This window comes from Protofrankia sp. Cas8 (genome assembly GCF_963555845.1).
Lineage (GTDB): Bacteria > Actinomycetota > Actinomycetes > Frankiales > Frankiaceae > Protofrankia.
This window is the reverse complement of the sequence record NZ_CAUVXI010000340.1, coordinates 1-3,178: the sequence shown is the minus strand read 5'-3', so window position 1 is coordinate 3,178 and position 3,178 is coordinate 1. Positions and strand designations below refer to the sequence as shown.

General features: G+C 68.0%; 1 protein-coding gene and 1 pseudogene. One reads left to right on the top strand and one right to left on the bottom strand.

Annotated elements, in window-relative coordinates; genetic code table 11:
* Positions 1–254: 254 nt before the first annotated feature.
* Positions 255–2,942, top strand: coding sequence for an aconitate hydratase AcnA (acnA, locus tag U9977_RS26500; protein WP_322751999.1), 2,688 nt, complete (start codon positions 255–257; stop codon positions 2,940–2,942).
* Between the two features lies 1 nt (position 2,943).
* Here acnA and U9977_RS26495 read toward each other — a convergent pair.
* A pseudogene (locus U9977_RS26495) lies at positions 2,944–3,178 on the bottom strand (hypothetical protein); the annotation flags it as partial.

Genomic DNA, 3,178 nt, shown 5'->3' with positions numbered 1-3,178 from the left:
GGCGAGCGTCTCGCCGGATCTCCTTGAGAACGCCTGAGCGATTACGTGACGGTCGCTCTCAGTTATATGGAGCATTCGGGGTGGCGCCGGCCTGTCGCCACACTTCGGGAGCCTCGCGCACGGCGACTGATCTTCTGGTATATCCTTAGCAATACTAAGTAAATAGGATATTACTGGTCCCGGCCCTGGCGGGTCGGGTAATTCCTGGAACGAACACCAGGATGGTCCGCGAGGGAACGCGGCGAGGAGGAGATATGGACAGCTTCGGCAGCACAGGTCATCTCAAGGTGGGTGACCGTAGGTATACAATCCGTCGGCTGGACGCGGTTTCCGGAGCTGACCGGTTGCCGTACAGTCTGCGCATCCTGCTGGAGAACCTGCTGCGGACCGAGGACGGCGCCAACATCACCGCCGACCACGTCACCGCGCTCGCGTCCTGGGATCCGGCCGCCACGCCGAGCCAGGAGATCCAGTTCACGCCGGCCCGCGTGATCATGCAGGATTTCACCGGGGTGCCGTGCGTGGTCGACCTCGCCGCCATGCGCGAGGCCATGGCCGCTCTCGGCGGTGATCCGACAAAGATCAACCCGCTGGCGCCGGCGGAGCTGGTGATCGACCACTCGATCATCGCGGACGTCTTCGGCCGGGCTGACGCCTTCGCCCTCAACACCGAGCTGGAGTTCGCCCGCAACCGCGAGCGCTACCAGTTCCTGCGGTGGGGCCAGGCCGCGTTCGACAACTTCACGGTCGTCCCCCCGAACACCGGGATCGTCCACCAGGTCAACCTGGAGTACCTCGCCCGGGTGATCTTCACCCGGGCGACCGCCGACGGCGTGCTCGCCTACCCCGACACCCTGGTCGGCACGGACAGCCACACCACCATGATCAACGGTCTGGGCGTGCTCGGCTGGGGTGTCGGCGGCATCGAGGCGGAGGCCGCCATGCTCGGCCAGCCGGTGAGCATGCTCATCCCGACGGTCGTCGGGTTCAAGCTCACCGGTGAGCTGCCGCCCGGAACCACCGCGACCGACCTCGTCCTCACCATCACCGAGATGCTGCGCACGCACGGTGTCGTGGGCCGTTTCGTCGAGTTCTACGGCGAGGGCGTGGGCAACGTCCCGCTGGCCAACCGGGCCACGATCGGCAACATGAGCCCCGAGTACGGCTCGACCTGCGCCATCTTCCCGGTGGATGCGGAGACCCTGGCCTACCTGCGGCTGACCGGCCGTCCCAGCGAGCAGGTCGACCTCGTCGAGGCGTACACCAAGGAGCAGGGCCTCTGGCACGACCCGAGTCGCGAGCCGGTCTACACGACCACCCTCACCCTCGATCTCTCCACGATCGAGCCGTCGCTGGCCGGCCCGAAGCGCCCGCAGGACAGGGTCCCCCTGCGCACCGCCAAGGCTGCGTTCCGCACCGCGCTCGCCGACTATGCCGGTCCGGCAAAGGCAGCTGCGGGTACTTCTGGTGATCTCGAAGGACGCCCGTCCAACCCGACCCCGGTGACCCTCGCGGACGGCACCAGCTTCTCACTCGACCACGGCGCGGTCGCGATCGCGGCCATCACCTCGTGCACGAACACGTCCAACCCGCAGGTGATGGTGGGCGCGGCCATCCTCGCCCGCAACGCCGTCGACCGGGGCCTGACCCGCAAGCCCTGGGTCAAGACCACCCTGGCCCCGGGTTCCAAGGTCGTCATGGACTACTACGAGCGCGCCGGGCTCACCCCCTACCTGGACAAGCTCGGGTTCAACCTGGTCGGCTACGGGTGCACCACCTGCATCGGCAACTCCGGCCCCCTCCAGGAGGAGATCAGCCAGGGGGTGAACGCCGGCGACCTGGCGGTGGTCAGCGTGCTGTCGGGTAACCGTAACTTCGAGGGTCGGATCAACCCGGACGTCAAGATGAACTACCTGGCGTCCCCGCCGCTGGTCGTGGCCTACGCCCTCGCCGGCACGATGGACATCGACCTGGTCAACGACCCGCTGGGCACCGACACGGCGGGCAACCCGGTCTACCTGCGCGACATCTGGCCGAGCGAGGCCGAGGTGGCCGCGGTGGTCGGCGACGCGATCCGCTCGGAGATGTTCACCGAGGACTACGGCGACCTGTCCGGCGACAAGCAGTGGCAGTCGCTGCCGACCGGTGACGGAGGCGAGGTGTCCCAGACGTTTCACTGGGCACCTGACTCGACCTACGTGCGCCACCCACCGTACTTCGAGGGGATGGCGGCGACGCCGGCGCCGCGCCCGGACATCGTCGGCGCCCGCGTGCTGGCGCTGCTCGGCGACTCGGTGACCACCGACCACATCTCGCCCGCCGGATCCATCAAGCGGGAGTCACCCGCGGGCCGCTACCTCGTGGAGCACGGGGTGGAGCCGACGGACTTCAACTCCTACGGGTCCCGGCGCGGCAACCACGAGGTGATGATCCGCGGGACGTTCGCCAACATCCGGCTGCGCAACATGCTGGCTCCCGGCACCGAGGGCGGGGTCACCCGGCACCTGCCCGACGGCGAGCAGCTGGCGATCTACGACGCGGCGCAGAAATACGCCGCCGACGGAGTGCCGCTGGTGGTCCTCGCCGGCAAGGAGTACGGTTCGGGTTCGTCGCGTGACTGGGCGGCCAAGGGTACGGCCCTGCTCGGCGTCCGAGCGGTCATCGCCGAGTCCTACGAGCGGATCCACCGCTCCAACCTGATCGGGATGGGCGTCCTACCGCTGCAGTTCCCGACCGGGCAGTCCGCGGCCTCGCTCGGCCTGACCGGCGAGGAGACGTTCACCATCGTCGGGCTCGCCGGCGTCGACGAGAAGACCCCGACGCTGCTCGTCCAGGCCGACGACAAGCGGTTCGACGCAGTCGTCCGCATCGACACGCCGGGGGAGGCCGAGTACTACCGCAACGGCGGCATCCTGCCCTACGTCCTGCGGTCACTGCTCTAAATCAAAACGATCTTTCGAGCTTTGTGCGATCAACAACGGCCGTTTCGGCACACAAAGCTCGAAAGATCGCTATCAACGATCGCCGGACAGCGCACCAGAGGATCTCCGCGGCCCGGCCCGCGGTCTCGTACAGCATCCGCCACAGGGTCTTCTCCCGCAGCGGGACGTCCCGACGGGTCAGCAGCCGTTCGACCGCCGGCCGGAGGCCGCCCCGCGGTGCCCGGTACCCCGTGATT

Bases quoted from the DNA above. Each gene is read 5' to 3' on its own strand.
- acnA (WP_322751999.1), top strand. From the start codon at position 255: ATGGACAGCTTCGGCAGCACAGGTCATCTCAAGGTGGGTGACCGTAGG.